Origin of the sequence: Mesorhizobium sp. M0862, from assembly GCF_040319795.1 — a bacterium.
Classification (GTDB): domain Bacteria; phylum Pseudomonadota; class Alphaproteobacteria; order Rhizobiales; family Rhizobiaceae; genus Mesorhizobium.
The window spans coordinates 34,066-52,617 of record NZ_JAMYOJ010000027.1; the positions used below are offsets into that span (position 1 = coordinate 34,066).

Annotated in this window: 19 protein-coding genes; 13 read left to right on the forward strand and 6 right to left on the reverse strand. The window is 63.6% G+C overall.

Annotation, left to right across the window (positions count from 1 at the left end; genetic code table 11):
• The first annotated feature begins 15 nt into the window (after positions 1–15).
• Genes NKI15_RS28160 through NKI15_RS28175 form a run of 4 tightly spaced genes read left to right on the forward strand, consistent with a single transcriptional unit; the run spans position 16 to position 3,012 of the window.
• Positions 16–939 (forward strand): carbohydrate ABC transporter permease, encoded by a 924-nt coding sequence (locus tag NKI15_RS28160; protein ID WP_352514957.1) that lies wholly within the window; start codon positions 16–18, stop codon positions 937–939.
• 10 nt (positions 940–949) lie between these two features.
• Complete coding sequence (locus NKI15_RS28165) at positions 950–1,783, forward strand: carbohydrate ABC transporter permease (RefSeq protein WP_352514956.1); 834 nt, start codon at positions 950–952, stop codon at positions 1,781–1,783.
• Between the two features lie 12 nt (positions 1,784–1,795).
• Complete coding sequence (locus tag NKI15_RS28170) at positions 1,796–2,851, forward strand: ABC transporter ATP-binding protein (RefSeq protein ID WP_023672937.1); 1,056 nt, start codon at positions 1,796–1,798, stop codon at positions 2,849–2,851.
• The gene (locus tag NKI15_RS28175) at positions 2,848–3,012 is read left to right on the forward strand and encodes a hypothetical protein (protein WP_023672938.1); all 165 of its coding nucleotides are present in this window, start codon (positions 2,848–2,850) and stop codon (positions 3,010–3,012) included. Before NKI15_RS28170 ends, NKI15_RS28175 begins: the two co-directional genes overlap by 4 nt.
• A 22-nt stretch (positions 3,013–3,034) precedes the next feature.
• Here NKI15_RS28175 and ggt read toward each other — a convergent pair whose 3' ends face one another.
• Genes ggt through NKI15_RS28200 form a run of 5 tightly spaced genes read right to left on the reverse strand, consistent with a single transcriptional unit; the run spans position 3,035 to position 9,588 of the window.
• Positions 3,035–4,621: a gamma-glutamyltransferase gene (gene ggt / locus NKI15_RS28180; protein ID WP_352514955.1), complete on the reverse strand. Its 1,587-nt coding sequence runs from the start codon at positions 4,619–4,621 to the stop codon at positions 3,035–3,037.
• A 39-nt stretch (positions 4,622–4,660) separates the two neighbouring features.
• On the reverse strand, positions 4,661–5,962 hold the full coding sequence (locus tag NKI15_RS28185) for an NAD(P)/FAD-dependent oxidoreductase (RefSeq protein WP_352514954.1): 1,302 nt from the start codon (positions 5,960–5,962) through the stop codon (positions 4,661–4,663).
• Between the two features lie 2 nt (positions 5,963–5,964).
• Positions 5,965–7,347 carry a glutamine synthetase family protein gene (locus NKI15_RS28190; RefSeq protein ID WP_352514953.1) on the reverse strand — a complete coding sequence of 461 codons (1,383 nt, stop codon included), beginning with the start codon at positions 7,345–7,347 and terminating at the stop codon, positions 5,965–5,967.
• A gap of 14 nt (positions 7,348–7,361) precedes the next feature.
• Complete coding sequence (locus NKI15_RS28195; RefSeq protein WP_023707564.1) at positions 7,362–8,639, reverse strand: glycosyltransferase; 1,278 nt, start codon at positions 8,637–8,639, stop codon at positions 7,362–7,364.
• 10 nt (positions 8,640–8,649) lie between these two features.
• Positions 8,650–9,588 (reverse strand): GntR family transcriptional regulator, encoded by a 939-nt coding sequence (locus tag NKI15_RS28200; RefSeq protein ID WP_023698838.1) that lies wholly within the window; start codon positions 9,586–9,588, stop codon positions 8,650–8,652.
• A 235-nt stretch (positions 9,589–9,823) separates the two neighbouring features.
• Between NKI15_RS28200 and NKI15_RS28205 the strand changes: the two genes are divergently transcribed.
• The 9 genes from NKI15_RS28205 (at position 9,824) to NKI15_RS28245 (ending at position 17,765) form a co-directional block, all read left to right on the forward strand.
• Positions 9,824–10,888, forward strand: coding sequence for a polyamine ABC transporter substrate-binding protein (locus NKI15_RS28205; RefSeq protein WP_023686655.1), 1,065 nt, complete (start codon positions 9,824–9,826; stop codon positions 10,886–10,888).
• 94 nt (positions 10,889–10,982) lie between these two features.
• Positions 10,983–11,825 carry an ABC transporter permease gene (locus tag NKI15_RS28210; protein WP_352514976.1) on the forward strand — a complete coding sequence of 281 codons (843 nt, stop codon included), beginning with the start codon at positions 10,983–10,985 and terminating at the stop codon, positions 11,823–11,825.
• A 186-nt stretch (positions 11,826–12,011) separates the two neighbouring features.
• Positions 12,012–12,803 (forward strand): ABC transporter permease, encoded by a 792-nt coding sequence (locus NKI15_RS28215; protein ID WP_023704267.1) that lies wholly within the window; start codon positions 12,012–12,014, stop codon positions 12,801–12,803.
• On the forward strand, positions 12,800–13,873 hold the full coding sequence (locus NKI15_RS28220; protein WP_023704268.1) for an ABC transporter ATP-binding protein: 1,074 nt from the start codon (positions 12,800–12,802) through the stop codon (positions 13,871–13,873). Before NKI15_RS28215 ends, NKI15_RS28220 begins: the two co-directional genes overlap by 4 nt.
• Before the next feature lie 10 nt (positions 13,874–13,883).
• A complete protein-coding gene (locus tag NKI15_RS28225) occupies positions 13,884–15,158 on the forward strand; it encodes a glycosyltransferase (protein WP_023704269.1) in 1,275 nt (424 codons plus the stop codon).
• Positions 15,155–15,505 (forward strand): cupin domain-containing protein, encoded by a 351-nt coding sequence (locus NKI15_RS28230; protein WP_352514951.1) that lies wholly within the window; start codon positions 15,155–15,157, stop codon positions 15,503–15,505. Before NKI15_RS28225 ends, NKI15_RS28230 begins: the two co-directional genes overlap by 4 nt.
• 21 nt (positions 15,506–15,526) lie before the next feature.
• On the forward strand, positions 15,527–15,868 hold the full coding sequence (locus tag NKI15_RS28235; protein WP_023701449.1) for a cupin domain-containing protein: 342 nt from the start codon (positions 15,527–15,529) through the stop codon (positions 15,866–15,868).
• 23 nt (positions 15,869–15,891) lie between these two features.
• Positions 15,892–16,236 carry a cupin domain-containing protein gene (locus NKI15_RS28240; RefSeq protein ID WP_352514950.1) on the forward strand — a complete coding sequence of 115 codons (345 nt, stop codon included), beginning with the start codon at positions 15,892–15,894 and terminating at the stop codon, positions 16,234–16,236.
• A 20-nt stretch (positions 16,237–16,256) separates the two neighbouring features.
• Positions 16,257–17,765: an aldehyde dehydrogenase family protein gene (locus NKI15_RS28245; protein ID WP_352514949.1), complete on the forward strand. Its 1,509-nt coding sequence runs from the start codon at positions 16,257–16,259 to the stop codon at positions 17,763–17,765.
• 55 nt (positions 17,766–17,820) lie between these two features.
• Here NKI15_RS28245 and NKI15_RS28250 read toward each other — a convergent pair whose 3' ends face one another.
• The gene (locus NKI15_RS28250) at positions 17,821–18,360 is read right to left on the reverse strand and encodes an invasion associated locus B family protein (RefSeq protein WP_502898727.1); all 540 of its coding nucleotides are present in this window, start codon (positions 18,358–18,360) and stop codon (positions 17,821–17,823) included.
• Between the last annotated feature and the right edge of the window lie 192 nt (positions 18,361–18,552).

Genomic DNA, 18,552 nt, shown 5'->3' on the forward strand with positions numbered 1-18,552 from the left:
CCGCAGGAAACACCCGTGACGAACCGCACTCCATCGCCGCGCCGCGGAATGCCGCTTCTCGACCGTGGGGTGGGACCGCTCTTGATACTGCCGGCGACACTGCTCGTCGTCGTCTTCCTGGTCGGCCCGTTCTACTACATGGTCTACACCGCGCTGACCGACCTCAGCTTCGCTGATGCCAGCCATGGGGGCGCCTTCGTCGGCTTCGACAATTTCCGCAAGCTGATGCGCAACGATCCATTCTTCTGGGCATCGTTCCTGCTGACGCTGAAATTCGTCATCATCGCCGTCGGCCTCGAATTCCTGCTCGGCTTTGCGCTGGCCTTCCTGATCTTCCGCTTCGTCGCCAGCCAGCGGCTTCTCACCACACTGCTGCTCATCCCGATGATGATTGCGCCGGTCGCCGTCGGGCTGATCTGGCGGCTGCTGTTGCAGGGCGATTTCGGCATGCTCACCTTCTACATGCGCAAGGTTGGCCTGCTGGCGCAGAATTCGGCGGTGCTTTCGGCACCCGACCTGGTGTTTCCGACCATCGTCGCCATCGATGTCTGGCAGTGGACCCCTTTCGTCACTCTTATCATGCTCGCCGGGATGATGAGCCTGCCGCGCGCGCCGTTCGAGGCGGCGATGATGGATGGCGCAAAACCGTTTCAGATCTTTTGCGATGTCATGCTGCCGCTGCTGCGGCCCGTCATCGCGCTGGTGCTATTGCTGCGCGGCATCGACGCGTTCAAGGAGTTCGACAAGGTTTTCCTGATGACCGGCGGCGGTCCGGGAACGCTGACCGAACTGGTGTCGATCTACGCCTACCGCGTCAACTTCCGCAACTGGGACCTCGGCTACGGCGCCGCGGTCGCCTTCATGATCTATCTCGTCGTGCTGATCCTGTGCTCCGTCTTTTACTACTGGTCGAGCCGCAAGCAGGCGGCGTCGTTTTGAGGGCGCTGCGATGATCGATCAATCCACCAACCGCGCCTGGAGCAGTTTTGCCTGGGCCGTGCTGCTGGTCGCTGTCGTGGTGGCCTTGACGCCCTACGTCTGGATGGTGCTGGCCTCGTTCAAGAACCGCGTCGACCTGTTGTCCTCGGTGCCGAAATGGGCTTTTACGCCGACGTTCTCCAACTATCCGGCGGTCTTCATCGACAAGGAATACTGGCCGCTGGCGATCAATTCGGTGCTGATCTCGGTATCGTCGACAGTGTTGTGCATCGTCATCGGCGCGCCGGCCGCCTACGGCTTTGCCCGCTCGAATTTTCCCGGCAAGGAAGACCTGTTCTTCTTCTTCCTGACCACGCGCATGGCGCCGCCGATCTCGATCGCCGTGCCGCTGTTCCTGTTCTTCACCTCGCTGGGCCTGATCGACACCATCTACGCCGTGGTGATCGCCCACACCTCCTTCAACCTGTCGCTGGTCGTCTGGATGATGCGCGGCTTCTTCGCCGAAATCCCCAGGGAGATCGACGAAGCCGCGATGATGGACGGCCGCTCGCGGCTCGGCGCATTCTTCTTCGTCGTCGCGCCGCTGGCCGCACCCGGCATCGGCGCCACAGCGGTGCTCTGCTTCATCCTGTCGTGGAACGAGTTCCTCTATGCCTTCATCCTCGTCGCTTTCGACGGGCGGCCGCTGACCGTCGGCATACCCGGACTGGTGACGCCGCATGGCACGCTCTGGGGACAAGTCGCGGCAGTCGCGATCGTGGCAACGCTGCCGATCGTGCTTTTCACTTTCCTTGTCCAGAAACAGCTCGTCCGCGGCCTCACCTTCGGCGCGGTCAAGGGTTGAAGGGATCCTTGCATGGCAATTGTTTTCGACGGCGTCACCAAGGCCTTCCCGGACGGGACGGTGGCGCTGCAGGCGCTCGATCTTGCTTTCGAGCCCGGCGAATTCCTTGTTCTGCTCGGGCCCTCTGGTTCCGGCAAGACGACAGCCTGCCGGCTGCTTGCCGGCCTTGAACGTCCCACGGCCGGGCGCATCATGGTCGAGGGCCTCGATGTCACCGACCTGCCGCCGCGCCTGCGCGGCATGGGCATGGTGTTCCAGAACTATGCGCTCTACAGCCATAAGAGCGTCTACGAGAACATCGCCTATCCCTTGCGCATCCGAAAGATGCCGGCTGCCGAGCTTGACCGCTGCGTCCGCGCCATGGCCGAGCTGCTTGAGATCACCCGTTACCTAGACCGCCGCCCTTCGCAATTGTCGGGCGGCCAGGCGCAGCGCGTGGCTGTGGCCCGCGCCCTGGTCTGGCAACCTAGCCTCTGTCTGATGGATGAGCCGCTGTCCAATCTCGACGCCTTGTTGCGGCTCCACATGCGCACCGAGCTGAAGCGTCTGCATCGCGAGCTGAAAAAGACCTTCGTCTTCGTCACACACGACCAGGAAGAGGCGGTGACGCTGGCGACCAGGGTCGCGGTGTTGCGCGAAGGCGCACTGATCCAGTACGACGACCCGCGCGAGATTTATCGGCGGCCTGCCAATCGCTTCATCGCCGAATTCATCGGCCGTCCAGCGATGAACACGTTCGATGGCGATGTCCGCGCCGGCGTCTTCCACGCCAGCGGTTTCACTTGCCCGCTGCCGGGAAAGCCTGATGGTCCCATCGTGCTCGGCATTCGCCCGGAACAGATCCAGCTGGTCGACGCCTCCGCAAGCGATGCCATCCAGTTTGCCGTCGACGTCGTCGAACCGGTCGAGCCGGACGTCCTGATCTTCGCCAAGAGCGAGGCCAACGCGCTGATCGTCAGGACCGTGAATGACGATCGCGCTTTCGATCCCGGCCAGCCGCTTTATCTACGCTTTCCGCCGGCGGCGCTGCACACGTTCGATGCGGTTTCGGGAGCGCGGCTGCCGTGAGCACGCTGCTCGCTTTGGTGCCGCTGGCCGCCGCTGCTCTGGTCTGGCGGCTGTTCTACAGCTTCAACCGGTCGCGGCGCTGGTTCTCGATGGGCGAACTCATCTTCTGGGACGCCATTGCACTGGTAATCCTGCAGCTTGTCTGGCTGATCTGGTTCTGAATGCGCATTCCAGCAACGCAGATCAGTAGCCCAGCGCACAACCGTCCTTGCGCGGATCGGAGGCACCGGTGAGCGTGCCCTTTTCCCAATCGATCAGCACCAGCTGGCCGCCGCCATGCGGCTCCTCAGCGATCGAAACCTGATGGCCGCGCTGACGCAGGCCGGCGATCGCCTCAGCCGGAATGCCGCGCTCGGCCAGCACGGCATTGTCCTTGTAGAACACCCGTGGCGCATCCAGTGCCTGCTGCGGGTCCATGCCGAAATCGATCATGTTGGTGAGGAGATGGACATGGCCGAACGGCTGGTAGCCGCCGCCCATCACCCCGAACGGCATCACCACCTTACCCCCTCGCGTCGCCATGCCGGGCATGATGGTGTGCATCGGGCGCTTTCGCGGGGCGATGCGATTTGGGTGGCCTTCCGTCAGGCGGAAGCTGCTGCCGCGATTCTGCAAGATCACCCCGGTCTTTGGCCCGACCACGCCGCTGCCGAAGGAACCAAAGGTCGAGTTGATGAAGCTGACCGAATTGCGGTCGCGGTCGACCACAGAAATATAGACGGTGTCGCTGCGCGGAAGCTCAAGCCGCGGCAGATGCGTCATGGCGCGGCCCGGATCGATGGCGGCGCGCAGCCGCTCCGCATAGGCTGCCGACAACAGTTGCTCGACGGGAACCTTGACGAAATTCTGGTCGCCGATGAAAGTGTCGCGGTCCTGATAGGCAAGCCGGCCGGCTTCGATCTCGAGATGCAGCCGCTCGGCGCCGTTTGGCTCCAATGACCCGAGCGCAAAGCCGGAAAGCACGTTCAGCATGATCAGCGCCGTCAGGCCCTGATTGTTTGGCGGCATCTGATGGATGTCGTAGCCGCGATAGGACGTGTTCACCGCTTTGACGTAGTCGCCCTTGGTTGCAGCGAAATCGTCCAGCGCATGCAGCCCGCCGAGCGCGCCGAGACGCGCCACAAGATCATCCGCGACCTCGCCCTCATAGAAGCCGGCGCGGCCTTTGCTCGCGATGATGCGCAAGGTTTCCGCGAGCTCCGGCTGCCGATGCACATCACCGGCCTGTGGTGCCCGGCCGTTCGGCAGGAAGATCCGCGCGGCATGTTCGTCGGCGGCGAGCAGGGCAACCTCGTCAGCCCAATCGAAGGCGACGCGATCATGAACGACATAGCCCTGTTCGGCATAGCGAATGGCAGGCGCTAATGCGGCGTCGATGCCCTTCTTGCCGTGATCTTCAAGCAGCCGGCACCATGCATCGATGGCGCCTGGTATGGTGACGGCATGCGGTCCGGCCGCAGGCAGTTCGAAATGCCCCCGCTCCAGATACCATTCGGCGGCTGCCGCAGCGGGCGAACGCCCCGAGCCGTTGAAAGCGAGAACATCGCCCTCGCCTTTGGGACTGTAGAGCACAAAACAGTCGCCGCCGATGCCGGTCGATTGCGGCTCGACGACGCCTTGCACCGCTGCAGCGCACACAGCGGCATCCATGGCATTGCCGCCGGAGCGCAGCATGTCGATGGCGGCCAGCGTCGCCAACGGATGCGATGTCGCCGCCATCGCTTCGGTGGCGCGAACCGGCGAGCGGCCGGGGAACTGAAAATCACGCATGCAATCGCCTCCAATGGTTCGCGCCCGCCGGCAGCAGCCTCAATGCTTGATGCGGTCGCGCATGGCGTACCACAACATCCCCAGCACATAGAGCGGACCCCGTAGCGCCGTACCGCCCGGGAACGGCATCGGCGTCAGCGTCGAGAACAGATCGAGCCGTGAGGCATCACCGGTGATCGCTTCGGCGAGCAGTTTGCCCGACAGCGTCGACAGGATGACGCCCTTGCCGGAATAGCCATGCGCGAAATAGACCTCGCCATAGTGCCCGACATGCGGCAGCCGCGATGTCGTCACCGACACCAGCCCGCCCCAGGCATGGTCGATACGGCAGCCCTTCAATTGCGGGAAAGTGGCTTCCATATGCGGCCGCACGAAGCCGGCGATGTCGGCCGGCGGCGACGGCGTGTAACGCTCGCCGCCACCGAACAGCAGGCGTCCGTCCGCCGACATGCGGTAGTAGTTGACGACGAAGCGTGTGTCGGACACCGCCACATTGGCCGGGATGACATTGCGTTTACCCTCCAACGGCTCGGTGGCGACGATGTAGTTGCCGACCGGCATGATACGGCTGTTGACGCGTGGCTCCAGCCCATTGAGCAGCGCATCGCCCGCCAATACGACATGCTTGGCCCGTACCGAACCCTTCGATGTCGAGACCCGGATCGATGGCTCCAGCTCCAGCTTTACCGCGACGGAATTTTCATGGATGACGACACCGGCCGCCACGGCGGCACGGGCAAGGCCGAGCGTGTAGTTCAGCGGATGCATATGGCCGCCGAGCGGCTCATACATCGCGCCATGATAGGGCGTGTCCACCTTGCCGCGTGCCTGCGCCGCCGACAGGATCTCGACGTCGCGGAACTTCATCACGCTCTCGAGGCATTTGGCCTCGTCTTCGAGATCCCTGAGGTCGGAGCCATTAACGGCACCGACGAGATGGCCGGTCAGCCGCAGATCGCAGTCGATGGCGTGGCGCTCGATGATGTCGAGCACCAGGCCCCGCGCCTCGAAGGCGAGGTCGAACAGCGCCTTCGCCCGCTCGGGGCCGTAGAGCTTGACCAGCCCCTTGGCGCCTTTGCGCAGGCCGGGGATCATCTGGCCGCCATTGCGGCCCGACGCGCCCCAGCCGATCTTGCCGCCTTCGAGCAGCACCACCTTCAGGCCGCGCTCGGCGGCATGAAGGGCGGCCGACAGGCCGGTGCAGCCGCCACCGACCACCACCAGATCGGCGCCGACATCTCCCACCAGCGCCGGATGGTCCGGCGCCGGATTGGCGGTGGCGACATAATAGGAATTGCCGATATCGAGGCTCGAATTGAAACCCGTTGAGCCGGAGGCCATGATCACACCTTCAGCAGCAAATGGTCGCGTTCCCAGCTCGTCACCACGCTCTGGAACAGGTCGAGTTCGACGCTCTTGACGCGCAGATAGGTCTGGAAAAAATCCTCGCCGAGCAATGCCCGCACCGGCTCGCAAGCAGTGAAACGATCAAGCGCCTCCTCCATCGTTTTCGGCAGCGTGCTTTTGATCTTGTAGGCATTGCCCGAGGCCTCAGCCGAGCGCGCCAGCTTCTGCTCGACGCCGAGATAGCCGGCAAGCAGCGAACCGGCGATCGCCAGATAGGGATTGCAATCCGCACCCGGCAAGCGGTTCTCTACCCGCCGGGCGGCGCGGCCACCTGCCGGCACGCGCAGGCCGCAGGAGCGGTTGTCATGCGACCATTCGATGTTGGCCGGCGCGCTGTGGTTCGGCCGGATGCGGCGGAACGAGTTCACGTTGGGTGCGAATAGCGGCATGATCTCGGGCACATATTTCTGCAGGCCGCCGATGAAATGGCCGAACATTTCGGTGTCTGCATCATCTCTGTCGGCAAACAGCGCGGCGCCTGTCGTTTCATCGACGACAGACATGTGCAGATGCATCGAGCTGCCGGCCTGCGCGGCGATCGGCTTGGCCATGAAGGTCGCGTGCATGCCGCTCTGCTGCGCTGCCTGGCGCGTCAGCCGCTTGAACAGCAGCACCTGGTCGGCGAGTGGCACCGCGTCGCCGTGCAGCAGATTGATCTCCAGCTGCGCGGTGCCCGATTCATGGATCAGCGTGTCGAGCGGCAGGCCGGCGGCTGCGGCATAATCATAGACGCGCCTTATCACCGGCTCGAATTCTTCCAGCGCCACCATGTCATAGGGATGCTGCGAGCCCTCGGAGCGGCCATTGGCGCCAACCGGTGCCGTCAGCGGCTGGTCGGGATTCGGATTGGGCGCGGTCAGATAGAATTCGACTTCCGGCGCCACCACCGCGCGCCAACCGCGCTTCCGGTAGAGATCGAGCACGGCGCGCAGCACATGTCGTGGCGAGGCCATCCAGGGCTTGCCTTCCATGTGGAAGGCGTCGGCGAAGACATAGGCTTTGCCAGCGCCACCGCCCGGCGCCAGGCACAGCGTCGACATATCAGGCACCATGCGCATATCCGGGTCTTGATAGGCAAAGCCTTCGTCGATCGAACCGGAGTAGCGGCCATCGATGCTGACCAGGAAAGCGCTGCTCGGCAGGTAAAGTGCGCGGTCTTCCAGCGCCTTGAGGAATTTTGCTGTCGGCAGCGCCTTGCCGCGCAGCACGCCATTCATGTCGGGCACCAGGCACTCGACCTCCGTGATGCCGTGCTGGGCGAGCCAGGCCTTGGGATCGTTGCCGGTGAAGAGAGCGGTGTTGGTATTTTTGTCCTGCATTTTGGTTCACGTACCTATGAGAGAGAGAGTATGGCTTGCGCGGCCACATCCGTTCCAGGGGTCAGCGCCATCTTGGCAGCATTGTCCCTGAGGCGGGCGCGCATCGCATCGTCGGCCAGCAGGCCGAGAATGGCTCTCTCCAATCCCCCTTCGGTCCAGGCGTCGCGGCCGATATGGTCGCCGACGCCCGTCTCTCCCGCGCGTTGCGCATTGTCATGTCCGTCCCAGCAATAGGGCATGATCAGCGACGGCACGCCGAAGCGCAGCGCCTCGCAAAAACTGTTGTTGCCGCCATGGTGAATAAACAGGTCCGACTTCGCCACCACCGAAGGCTGCGGAAACCAAGCGTCGAGATAGACATTGTCCGGCACCGCGCGATAGGCGTCGCGCAGGCCGCCGGCATTGACGATGAAGCGCGCCGGCAGCCTGTCGAAGACGGCGAGCATGCGCTCGATCAGCCCGACATCCATCGCGCCGAGGCTGCCGAAGCTGACATAGACCAGCGGCCCGCCATTGCGCGGAAACACCGGCACCTCGAATGGCCCTTCCGAACGCACGCAGCCTTCGAGATAGACAAAGCGTTTGGGGTCGAGCGGCTCGGCCCGCTCACGCCGTACGATCGCTGGCGTCAGCAGCAGATTGAGGTCGGGTGATGTCTCGAGGAACAGGCCCTTGGGCAACGGCGCCAGGCCGGCATCCGCGCGAAAACGGTTGAAGCGCTCATGCGCGGGTGCGGAGGCCGCGAGATAGCGCGCTTCGAACGCCGCACGTTGCGGGTCGTCGGCACCCATCCCCGAGAGATAGGGCGGCACCTCGGCATCCGGCAGTTCCGTCTCGGCACAGGAGACGACGCGCACCCACGGGCAGCCGGCGGCGGCGATCGCCGGGAACATGATGACGTTGTCGAGCACCACCACATCCGGCTTCAGCCGCGCCAGCAATTGGCGCAGCGGCGCCTCGGCGTTGACGGCGGTGTCGACGATCGCTTGCCAGGTCGGCGCGACATAGGTCTCGAGCTGGTCGATCGGGCTCAGCCGGAAATGCGGCAGGTGCCGGCGCACGAAGGCCTGCCAATAGCTCTGGCGGTCGCTGTCGCTCAGCGGCTCATCCGTCGGCAGATGGTATTCCTGGAAGCCATAGTCGGTAAAGACGCCGGAGAAGCCGGCATGGCAGATGAAGACGGGGCGAGCGCCCCGTGCGCGCAATGCCTGTGCGATACCGACGCAATTCAACGCGGCGCCGAAACTGGCTTCGGGAAACAGCGCGATGGTCGGGCTGGCTTTACGCGTCAATTATTCCTCTTCAATCCGGCCGGCTGATCATGCTGAACAGTGCGGGAGCTCCGCGGCTGGCTGCTTGCGGTCGCTGGCTGCGGGAGAGCCGCAGGTGGATGCGAAGCAGATCGGCAGCCACCTCATACTGCCGGCTTTCAAGATAGTCGAGTATGCCCGAGTGTTCGCGCAACGATTGCCGCAGCCGAAACACGTTGACGCCGGAATAGATGCCCGGCAGCCGGCGCAGGCGGAGATGATCGGCCAATGCATCCGACACAAAACGGTTGGCGCAGCCCTCGGCGATCATGCCATGAAAATCCATGTCCAGCCGCTGGAACTCGCGCGTGTCGAATGTCTCGTCCGGCAGCGCTGCAAGCGCTTCCATGCCTTGCCGCAACATTGCTGCCCGCGCCCCGTCCAGCCGAAAGCCTGGCGTCAGGATGGCCGCCGGCTCCAGCACCAGGCGGAACTCGTAGCTTTCGCCTTGCGCCTCCGGATCGTCCGGCGCGCGGCGAAACAACCAGGATTGCCCAGGCGCACGATCCAGAAGATTCTCGTCGGTCAGTTTGTTAAGTGCTTTTAGTACCGTCTTGCGATCAGCGTCGTAGCGTCGCATCAGCCCCGCGATGGTCACCGTCTGGTCCAACCGTCGCGCCGAGCGGTCGCGCAGGATGGCTTCGGCGAGCTCGTCTTCCTCCGCACTAGGTAGTTCGGCGGCAATGGCGGGCTGGGCGGCGAGGTCGACCGTCAGATGATAACCGCTGTCGGCCTCCCAGCGCACCACGCCCCGTTCCGCGAGCAGGCCGAGTGCGGCGCGTACGGGCGTGCGCGAGACATTGCACAGCGAGGCGATCTGCTGTTCGGGCAGGCGGGCGCCAGGCTCGAAGCCACGCTGCCGCGCCACATCCAGGATGCGCTGCGCCAGATCGAGATGGTTGGTGCGAGGTCGTCTGGCTACGGCTTGCATGACTTTTCTCGAATGCGAATGTGGCGCATTGGTCTGGCTGATCGCCGGAACAGGGACAATCGGCCAAATTCCTCCGTCGGTTGACAGATTATGGATTGACGTACTTTTTTCTGCAATAGTACTGTCGGCACAATCGGCGAGAAAAGACCGAGGGAACAGGATCGAGGCAGGCGCGCGCGTCGCCGGCCTTGGTCCGGCAAATGATTTCGACGATCAAACCGAATGGGAGACTGCCATGACCGCTACCAGCCTGCGGCGCCGTGCGCTCAATACATCCTCAATCGCTCTCGGTCTCGCCCTGACGCTCTCGGGGCCGGCCGCCGCAGCCGACCTCGTTATTTCGAACTGGGATGGGTACATGGCACCCGACGCCATGGCCGCTTTCAAGACCGCCACCGGCATTGCCGGCGAAGTGGTGGTGCACGCCACCAATGAAGAGATCATGGGCAAGCTGATTGCCGCCGGCGGCAAGGGCTATGACGTGGTCTTCGTCTCCTCGCCCTTCGCCGAAGTATTAAACAAGCTTGGCCTGACCGAGCCGATCGACCATGCCAAGATCCCCAACCTCGCCAACCTCTATCCCGAAGCGACCAAGCTGCCGCACGATGCCGGCAACGCTTTCTCCGTGCCTTACACCTGGGGCACGACGGGCCTCTGCTACCGCTCTGACCTTGTCAAGACGGCGCCCACGAGCTGGAGCGACCTGCTCGCCCCTTCCGACGAGATGAAGGGCAAGACCACCATGCTGGCGACCGATCGCTGGCTGCTGGCCGCCGGGCAGCTCGACAAGGGCTATTCGGTCAACGAGACCGACCCGGCCAAGATGGCCGAGGTCAAGGACCTCTTGATCTCCGCCAAGAAGACCCTGCTCGCCTATGACGACACCACCTTCTATTCCAAGCTGGTTTCCGGCGAGGCGCTGATGGTGCAGGCCTGGGACGGCTGGTGCAATTACGGCATCGCCGACAAGCCGGAGATCAAATACGTCATCCCTAAAGAAGGTTCGGACCTGTGGGTCGACACGATGGTGGTGATGAAGGCGTCCGAGCACAAGGACGACGCCTTCAAGTTCATCAACTTCATGCTCGACGCCAAGAACCACGCCTGGGCGGCGCAGAACATCGACTACAAGGTGCCGAACAAGCCGGCGATGGAAAGCCTGCCGGCCGACTTCCTGGCCAAATTCCCCAACATGGCGATGCCGGTGGCCGATCTCGTCAAGTTCGAGCAGTTGCGTGACGTCGGCGAAGCCCAGCGCGACTATTCCAAGATCGTCAGCGAGATCAAGGCCGCGCAGTAAGCGGCGCAGACTTCACGGCCGGCAGCACTTCTGCCGCCGGCCCTGAGCGGTACCCGAGAAATTGTCCCAGACCCGACTTCGTTCCTCTCTGCTGATGGCCCCGGCGCTGGTCTGGCTGACCGCGCTGATGGTTATCCCATGCGCCCTGGTGCTGGCGCTCGCCTTCTTCCGGCGCGGCGTCTATGGCGGCATCGACTACACTTTGACGCTGGAAAATTTCGGGTTGGTCTTCGACCCGCTCTATGCCGGCATCTTACTCAAATCGGCGCGTATCGCCGGCACCGCGACCCTGATCGCGGTGGTGATCGGCTATGCCGCCGCCTATGCGATCGCGGCCGCCCCGCGCCGGTGGCAGCCGGTGTTCCTGTTTTTCGCCGTGCTGCCGTTCTGGTCCAACTACCTGATCCGCACCTATGCCTGGATCGTGCTGCTGAACCGCGAAGGCCTGATCACCCAGCTCTTGCGCTGGTTCGGCTACACCGGCGAACCGCCCTCGATGCTCTATACCGAAGGCTCGGTCATCGCAGGCCTCGTCTACAACTATCTGCCCTTCGTCATCCTCGCCTGCTACGCGCCGCTGTCACGCCTCAACCCGGAACTGGCCGAGGCCTCACGCGATCTCGGCGCCTCCGCTGCCACCACCTTCCGACGTGTCATCCTGCCGCTGACCGTGCCCGGCATCGCTGCGGGTGCTGTCTTCGTCTTTGTGCTGTCGATCGGCAATTTCGTCACCCCGGCGCTGCTTGGCGGCGGCCGCTTCCAGATGATCGGCAACCTCGTCTACGACCAGTTCCTGACTGCCAATGACTGGCCGTTCGGCGCAGCGCTCGCCATGGCGCTGATCGCCATCATGCTTCTGGTGCTGATGGCGCAGGCGCTCGCCGCCGACCGCGCCGCGGGGCGTGCGGCTGAGGCAAGGGGCGACGTCGATGGCTGAGCGCTGCCCAATTCTTGCCTTCTCCCCGTTCACGGGGAGAAGGTGCCCCAAAGGGGCGGATGAGGGGCGGCGTCAACCTTTGCGACGCTCAGCGCTGCCCCTCATCTGCCTGCCGGTATCTTCTCCCCGTGAACGGGGAGAAGGACTCTGGTCGTTCGCTTGCCTTCCAATTGCCGGAGGCCGGCGATGACCCATTCCTTCACCCGTACGCTCGGCATGCGGACGATTCTCACCCTCGTCTTCGCCTTCCTCTACATCCCGATCGCCGTGCTGGTGGCGCTGTCCTTCAACGAAGGCGGATTGCCGACGGCATGGTCGGGCTTCTCGCTGAAATGGTACATTTCGCTAACTTCGAACAGCGCCATCCTGTCTGCAGCGCTCAACACGCTGATCGTGGCGCTGGTCTCGACCGCAATCGCCACATTGCTCGGCACGCTGCTGGCGATCGGCGTCGAGATGCGCCGGCAATATGGCAAAGGCCTCGAAGCCCTGATCTTCGCGCCGATGATCATCCCCGACATCGTGCTGGCGATTGCGCTTCTCTCGTTCTTTTCGATGCTCAACCTCACCATGGGCCTGCACACCATCATCCTCGCCCATGTCGTCTTCAACCTCGCTTTCGTCTGCTCGGTGGTGCGCGCAAGGCTGAAGAGTTTCGACTGGTCGATCGTCGAGGCCTCCGCCGACCTCGGCGCCTCGGCTCTGACCACCTTCCGGCGTGTGACATTGCCGGTCATCGCGCCGGCAGTGATTGCCGGCGCTCTGCTTGCCTTCACGCTCTCGGTCGACGAGTTCATCATCGCCTTCTTCACCGCCGGTGCCGGCCGCGCCTCGACGACGCTGCCGATGCAGATCTACGCCATGATCCGCTTCGGCATCACGCCGGAGATCAACGCGCTGGCGACCATCGTCATGGCGGTATCGATCACCGCGCTGACCCTGTCGCAGCGGATCAACCGTGGGATCATCGGCCCATGAGCGAACCGCGCACGCTGCTGGCCATTGATAACGTGTCGAAGACGTTCGGCCGGGTCACCGCCGTCGACGGCATCTCGCTCGATATCCGCGAGAACGAGTTCTTCGCGCTGCTCGGTCCTTCCGGCTGCGGCAAGACCACGCTGCTGCGCATGCTGGCGGGCTTCGAGACACCTACGGGCGGCCGCATCCTGCTCGACGGCAAGGACATCGCCCGGACCCCGCCCAACAAGCGGCCGGTCAATCTGATGTTCCAGTCCTACGCGCTGTTCCCGCACATGAGCGTGCGCGCCAATGTCTCCTACGGGCTGGAGATGGAGCGCTTGCCGAAAGCCGAAATCCGTTCCCGCGTCGACGCCATTCTGGCCACCACCGAGCTTGTCCCCTTCGCCGACCGTAAGCCTGAGCAATTGTCGGGCGGCCAGAAGCAGCGCGTTGCGCTTGCTCGCGCCCTGGTCAAGCGGCCGCGGCTGCTGCTGCTCGACGAACCGCTGGGCGCGCTGGACAAGAAACTGCGCGGCGCCATGCAGTTGGAGCTGAAGCGCCTGCAGCACGAAGTCGGCATCACGTTCGTCATTGTCACCCACGACCAGGAAGAGTCACTCGTCATGGCCGACCGCATGGCGGTGCTGAAGGACGGCAGACTGCTGCAATGCGACACACCGCACGCGATCTATGAACATCCGGCCGACCGTTTCGTCGCCGACTTCATCGGCGTGATGAATTTCGTACCGGGCAAGGTGTCTGCCAATGGCGTGATCGCCGCGAACGGCGCGCGCATCACCGGCAAGGTTCCCGCCAAGCTCACACCCGGCGCTTTCGCTGTCGCTTCGGTGCGACCCGAACGCATCCGGTTGTTCCCGTCAGCCGACACCGCCAACCGCACCACGGGCACGGTCGAGGCGCTGGCCTATCACGGGCTCGACCTGCAGCTGCATATCCGCACGCCCTTGTCGCCAAAACCGTTCCTGGTGCGCGTCACCGCCGATGCCGCCGACCGCCGGCCGGTCTCCTCGGGCGACCAAGTCGAACTCGGCTGGGACGCCGCCGATGTCAGAATTTTTGCAGAATAGGAGAAGCCTGATGGCGCAGAAGACGATCGCGTTTTTTCCCGAAGCGGCCTACGGCCCGGCGCTCAATTCGGTCGGCATCGCGCAAGCCGTCGAGGCGCGCGGCCATAAGGCAGTGTTCCTGTCCGACCCGGGCTTTGTCGATGTCTACAAGGGTTACGGCTTCGAAGCGCATCCGGTGAACCTGTCGGAGCCGATGCCGCCCGAGCAGATGGCGAAATTCTGGGAAGACTTCATCAACGGCCACATCCCGAACTTCCGCAAATCGCCATACGATCAGGTCGACAATTACGTGAAGGATTGCTGGACCGCGATCGTCGACAGCGCCAAATGGGCGCAGAAAGATCTGCCGCGCGTTCTGGCCGCCATCAAGCCGGACGTGATCTGCGTCGACAACGTCATCCTGTTTCCGGCCATCAAACAGTTCGGCAAACCCTGGGTGCGCGTCATTTCCTGCTCGGAAAACGAGATCGAGGATGAGGACATCCCGCCGCATCTCTCGGGCTGCGGCGAGAACGACCATGTCGGCCACCAGCGCTACCGCGATCATTTCAACGCGGTGATCAAGCCCATCCACGACGACTTCAACGCCTTCCTCACCGCAAACAATGAAGCGCCCTACCCCGTCGGCCAATTCTTCGAGGCCTCGCCCTATCTCAATCTGCTGCTCTATCCCGAAGCGGCAAAGTTCAAGCGCCGCCATCCGCTCGACCCGGCAAAGTTCCAGTATCTGGAAGGCTGCGTGCGGCAGGAAAAGCCCTATACCGTGCCGACCTTCCCCGAGAACAATGACGGGCCGCTGCTCTATGTCTCCTTCGGCAGCCTCGGCGCCGGCGATGTCGATTTGTTGAAGCGCATAATCGCAACACTGGGCAAGACCCGTTACCGCGCGCTGGTCAATGTCGGCGGCTACAAGGACCAGTACACGGATGTGCCGGACAACGTCATCGTGGAGAGCTGGTTTCCGCAGCCTTCAGTTATCCCGCAGGTCGATGCCGTAATCCACCATGGCGGCAACAACTCGTTCACAGAGTGCCTCTATTTCGGCAAGCCGGCCATCATCATGCCCTATGTCTGGGACGGCCACGACAACGCCACCCGCGTCCAGGAAACCGGCCACGGCTTCGGCATGCCGCGCTACGACTGGAGCGACGCCCAGCTGATCAGCAGGATCGAAGCCTGCCTGACTGACCCCAAGATGAAGATCAGGCTGGCGAAGACCTCGGCGCAGATGCAGGCCCAGAACGGGCCTGAGAAGGCAGCCGGGCTGCTGGAGGCGCTGCTGTGACCTCCTCCGCCCCGCATCTCTACCAAGCCTCCACCCGCACCGACCTCGTCGACTGGGGCGCCCAGTCCGACGCGCTGGACGGCGCGTCGCACTCGACCGGCAGGCTTGTCCACAAAGGACCCAACAACCAGCCGGAATCCGGCATCTGGGTCTGCACGCCCGGCCGCTGGCGGCTCTCGATTCCGCGCGACGAATTGTGCCATTTCGTCGCCGGCCGCGCGACGTACCGGTCGGATGCCGGGGAGGTGGTAGAAGTCGCAGCCGGGACCGTGGTCATGTTCCCTGCCGGCTGGACAGGCGAATGCACCGTGCATGAGACCATGCGCAACATCTACATGCTGGCTTGAACAGCAACGGAGCTTCCCAATATGCCGACACCGCGCTGGCCAAAGGCCTCGACCGTGAAACTGGAGGACTGGGGCGGGGGCAGCAACACGCTTGCCGGCTCGCCGCGCGCCTCGGGCAGGATCCTCTCGCAGAACCCGAACGGCTCAAGCGAATGCGGCCTGTGGTCGTGCACGCCAGGCAGCCGCAAGATTACCTTTGCCGCCGAGGAGTTCTGCCATTTCCTGTCGGGCCGCGGGACCTATGTCCGCGAGAATGGCGAAGAGATCCCGGTCGAGGCCGGCATGCTGGTGTTCTTCCCCGCCGGCTGGGCCGGCACCTCCACCATCACGCAAACACTGACCAAGGCCTTCATGTGCCGCTGAGCACTTTTTTAAAGGAAATCGCCATGACCACGCCCATCATGGAATCCCCGCTTGCCATCACCGACCTCGTCGACTGGGGCGTCATCCCGACCATGATCGAGGGCGTGTCCCACACCTCGGGCAAGCTGCTCTACAAGGGGCCGGAGGGCCGTTCGGAATGCGGCCTGTGGGTCTGCACCCCCGGCAAATGGCACTGCCATGTCACCCGCGACGAGTTCTGCCACTTCCTCGAGGGCCGCTGCACCTATGTGCACGAATCGGGCGAGGTCATCGAGATCGAGCCGGACACGGCGGCGTTCTTCCCGCAGGACTGGAAAGGCGTCTGCACCGTCCATGAGACCATCAAGAAAGTCTACATGATCCGCTGAGCGGACCTGAAAGGACGACCATGCAATTCTCCGCTGAACGGCCGGCTTTCTTCGTCAATCCGGACTACCGGCCGATGACCGGCACGGCAAAACCGGTGATCGATCCGGCGACGCTGGAGACCGTCGGCTCGATCTCCGCCGCAACGGACGGTGAGGTCGATGCGGTGCTGTGTGCCGCAACCACGGCACAAGCCGCCTGGAAGAAGCTCGATGCCAAGAGCCGGGCAAAGCATCTGCATGCGGTCGCCAACGCCATCGAGGCGGCGGACTTCACGCGCTGCGCCGAGCTGATGGTGCGCGAGATGGGCAAGCCCTATCCCGAAGCGATCGGCGAGATCGCCAATTGCGCGCCGATCTTCCGCTACTATGCCGAGATGGCGCGCGACGACGCCGGCAAGATCGCCGGCACGACGCAGGCCGGGTCGTTCCAGTATGCGCGCTACGAGCCGTATGGCGTCTCCGTGCACATCATGCCTTACAACTTCCCGATCCTGCTGATGTGCTGGACCGTTGCGGCCTCGCTTGCCGCCGGCAACGGCTGCGTCATCAAGCCGGCCGAAGCGACGACGCTGTCGACGCTGGACTACATGACGGTGTTCCGTTCACTGCCGGAAGGGCTGGTCGCCTGCCTGCCTGGCACGGCCGCCACCGCGCAGGCGCTGATCGCCTCCGAGCGCACCCACGCTGTCGCCTTCACCGGCTCGGTCGCCGCCGGCAAAGCCGTGGCAGTCGCCTGCGCCGAGCGCATGAAGCCTTGCGTCATCGAAGCCGGCGGCAGCGATCCGCTGATCATCAGCGAGCACGCGCCGCTCGACGTGGCGGCAGCCGGCAGCGTCACCGCCGCCTTCCACCTGACCGGCCAGGTCTGCACCTCGGCCGAACGCTTCTTTGTCGTCGACTCGGTTCACGATCGCTTCGTCGAGCTGTTCGCCGAGAAGACGCGGGCGCTGCGCATCGGCAATGGCATGGACAAGACCGAGATCGGCCCGCTGGTCAGCGAAGCCGCCCGGGCGAAAGTGATGCGGCTGGTCGATGATGCTATCGGCAACGGCGCTATAGCCGTTGCCGGCGGGCGCATTCCGCCGGCGCACAACACTGGCTGGTTCTACGAGCCAACGATCCTGACCGGGGTTACGCCCGATATGGCGATCATGGGCGAAGAGTGTTTCGGGCCGGTCGCAGCGATCTGCCGCGTAAAGGATTTCGACGAAGCGATCCGGCTTGCCAATGACAGCCCGTTCGGGCTCGGCGCCTCGGTCTTCACCACCGACCTCGCCGAGGCGCATGAGGCGGCCGAGCGGCTCGAGGCCGGCATGGTCTGGGTCAACAACCCGCTGATCGACAATGACGCCTTGCCCTTCGGCGGCTGGAAGGCATCAGGCCTTGGCCGCGAGCTGGGACGCCAGGGACTCGACGCCTTCCGACGCTCCAAGATGGTCATCATCGACCACAGACCGGCGATCCAGGACTGGTGGTATCCTTACCCCGACAGCTGGTTCCGCGAGACAGGCGGCCGCAAGCACGTGTGAGCCCGGCCAGTCCATAACGTAAGCTGATGCTTACGCATCTGCCGAGATGGGCCGGCTATTTCAACGCTTGAAGCTTGTCGATCGCGGCAGTGAATCCGGCAAGCGAGACCGGAATGGTCACCGGCTTGCGCGTCACCGACTCGATGCCGATGTTCAGGTTGGTTCCCGATTTCATCGCCTTGACGAGGTCCGCCGACAAAGGGGTCGCGGCATAGGCGCCGTTCTGGTCGCTGGTCTGGATGGCAATGGTCGTCTTCTGCCCCTGGTCGATCTGGTACGAGGCGCCGGAAGGCAGGAACAGCCCGTGCGGCAAGGCCAGCAGCATCGCGAGGTTGCCATTGCCGTTGTCGCGGCGAACCGTAACGGTAAGAACGCGCTGCCCCGTCTTGGCCTCGGTAAGGTTTTGCGAAACCTGCCATTGAAGCTCGGTTCCGGTTGATCCGCTGGAGCAGTTTAGCGCCCACGGATTGCCTTCTGCAGGCTTTGTCTCGGCAGATTTGGTTGACTTCGGCTCTTCGGCAAGCGCCGACCCTGCCGACACGACCAGCCATAGCGCGCCGACCCAGGCGGCCCGCCCACAAACGGTTCTCAGCAATGAAGCCACCCGATCCTCGTCGTGTCAGGGTTTCGCCGAGCGCGTTGATACAACAGCCGAGCCTGGCGGGGAAGCCAATACGGTACATGAGCGCCGGCTAAATTACTGTTGCTGGATTACCACAATAAACAACTTTGAAATCTTGTATGTGTAAAGCAAACAATCGATGCTCGCTATACACTGGCATTCGGA